Origin of the sequence: Granulicella aggregans (genome assembly GCF_014203275.1) — a bacterium.
In the GTDB taxonomy this organism is placed as follows: domain Bacteria; phylum Acidobacteriota; class Terriglobia; order Terriglobales; family Acidobacteriaceae; genus Edaphobacter.
On record NZ_JACHIP010000070.1, the window covers coordinates 1 to 2,243 of the forward strand.

The following is a 2,243-nucleotide window of genomic DNA, read 5'->3' on the forward strand; positions in this document are numbered from 1 at the left end:
CCGGAGATCTGCTCCGGAGACCAGTCCAGGATCAGTTTACTGGCCACGAGCAAGCTCAGCTTCCTGTGGTCGGCAAGCCAGCAGGTCTTAGGCCGCAGTGCCGATCTCCAGGCCCGCTGATCCGCCTCACTGGCTCTATAGACTGAGCGGCCACCGTCCCGGACTACCTCCCGGCTCACCGTAGATGCTGATCGTTCGAGACTCTTGGCTATCTCGCGGATCGACGAACCAGAGGCAATGCCTCGCGAGATCTCTTCCCGCTCGGCCAGCGTGAGCGTTCGCTTCGACCGCCGACGAACTGCCGGAGCGATCCCGCCGTGCCGCGAGAGCATGAACTGAATAGAGCCATGATCCTTGTCGAAGACACGACCAATCTCCTGGAGAGACTCGCCCAACTTCCAACGCCTCCAGATGTCAGCCTTCTGCTCAGCAGAAAGCCCAAACCGCCTTCCTTCTCTCATCAACACCACCTCTAAGGAACGATCTAATTAGATGGTGTTGCATCGACCGGTTGAGACCGCCCGACTTTGCGGAAGGTTACGCGGAACAGTCTACAATCACTCGTAGAGCAATGCTCACTCGGGCTCACGGGAAAAAGCAGGTCCCAGTTCAGCCTCGGTTCACGAACGGGGAACTATGCGAAATAGCTCGCCACCAGCAATCAGCAGGGCGCCTGCGGTCCACGTAAACTGTCCGACCAAAGGCTGATACGACAATAACGACATAGTCAGCCAAGCACAAACGACGCATGCAATCATCAGCATCGCGATCTTGTTATTCCGGAAACGATTTGAAAGCAGACAAACAACCATCAACGGATTGGCAAGGCCAGCTACGGTGAGGAGTAGCATCGCCACCTGGTCCCGCAAGGGGTGGAGTGGATGCGGTTCAACGACGGAGTACACGAGAGCGAGTGCACCTATAGATGCTCCTATCGCGCATTTCCAGCCTGTCTGGATTCCATGACTACCCCATGACCCGTCCGAAGGCACATTCACCGCCGGGAGAAATAGCGAGAGCGATACAAGTATTAGACCTATATAGGCTAACGCGGCAGGAGCTCTTCCCGTGACTGTTTCATCCTTCATCTTCTAAAAGTCCTTTCCTATGCGACACTTGCCTGTTGGTCACGCTGTTGGCCTCTAGCAGCAACTAGTATTCTGTATTTCCCTCGCTATTTTCCTCCTGATCCGTAGAGTTAAGAGCAGTCAGATCGATCGAGTCCGATTTGGGCTACAGTGTCAGTAACAATGACGCAAGTTGAGACCGTCACGCCGCCGTATGAACTTTCGATAAGAGCGTGACCAGCATGAGTAGGCTTTACAGTACTGGTAGACTCGTCAAGGGCGACGACTTGATTATCGCCCTCAGTTCTCATTAAAAACTTGACGAAGTGGCTGTCGATTTTAACTCTGTCGTCGACGCCGGGATAGGCGGCAGTGACTACTAGAGAGTCACCTATCGGATGATCCACGCTGAGATGGACACGCAACACATTGCCTCTGGGAACGGCTGAATTCCCGACAGCTATGTTTACTGGTGTATCGTTTGACGGCTCTACATCGATTGTAAGCTTCTTGCTAAACATTGCTGCGTCTTCAAAAACACCCGAAAGGGCTAGCTCAATTCTTCCAAGTGCCAATGGGGCAAGTCTGATATAAGGCTCTTTGTCTTCCTTATAAAGAACAGGAAGAGCTGCAACGCTACCTCGGACCAGCTCTCTATCAATGGCCCGGTTGCCCAACGAGATCTGCTTGATAAATATCGTTTTCAAAAGACCATCTGCGACATTCAGCCTGAGGTCAAATGGCTTCAATAGTTCCGCCGCCATCAATGGTTGCTCAATCGTGTTCGTAAGCCAGGCGGGCGTTTTGGTGATTGCCGGTCTGGAGATAAACGTCGCCTAGTGTACTGTTCGCGAGCGCGTTAGTCGGATCCAGGCTGATCGCGCGGTGAATGTCCGTGAGCGCTTCATCGTAACGACCAAGACGGGTCAGGCAGATGCTGTGATAGACCCACGCTCCGGCACTGAAGGGACTAAGGCCGATAGCTTGTTCGAAGTACGGAAGAGCAGCTTTAGCGTGTTTTGCGTGATCAAGTTCTGCTATCCCTGCACCAAGAACAGCTTCGTAGCTCTCAGGGGAGCCGATAACCTTCTTCAGTGCAAGGCTGTAATAAAGGTTCTCCTTTTGGGAGCGACGTACCGTTGTGTCCTCGACGTATCCGAAATGGTGAATAAGGAA

The 2,243-nt window shown here is 53.1% G+C and carries 3 protein-coding genes; all 3 read right to left on the bottom strand.

The window, feature by feature from the left end; all coding sequences use genetic code 11:
• On the bottom strand, window positions 1-461 hold a 461-nt coding region (locus HDF16_RS30050), incomplete at its 3' end, for a helix-turn-helix domain-containing protein (protein WP_184224632.1).
• A 737-nt stretch (window positions 462-1,198) separates the two neighbouring features.
• Window positions 1,199-1,831 (bottom strand): hypothetical protein, encoded by a 633-nt coding sequence (locus HDF16_RS30055; RefSeq protein WP_184224634.1) that lies wholly within the window; start codon window positions 1,829-1,831, stop codon window positions 1,199-1,201.
• 10 nt (window positions 1,832-1,841) lie between these two features.
• The coding region (locus HDF16_RS30060; RefSeq protein ID WP_184224636.1) for a tetratricopeptide repeat protein at window positions 1,842-2,243 on the bottom strand (402 nt) is incomplete at its 5' end.

Bases quoted from the DNA above. Each gene is read 5' to 3' on its own strand.
- HDF16_RS30055 (WP_184224634.1), bottom strand. From the start codon at position 1,831: ATGGCGGCGGAACTATTGAAGCCATTTGACCTCAGGCTGAATGTCGCA.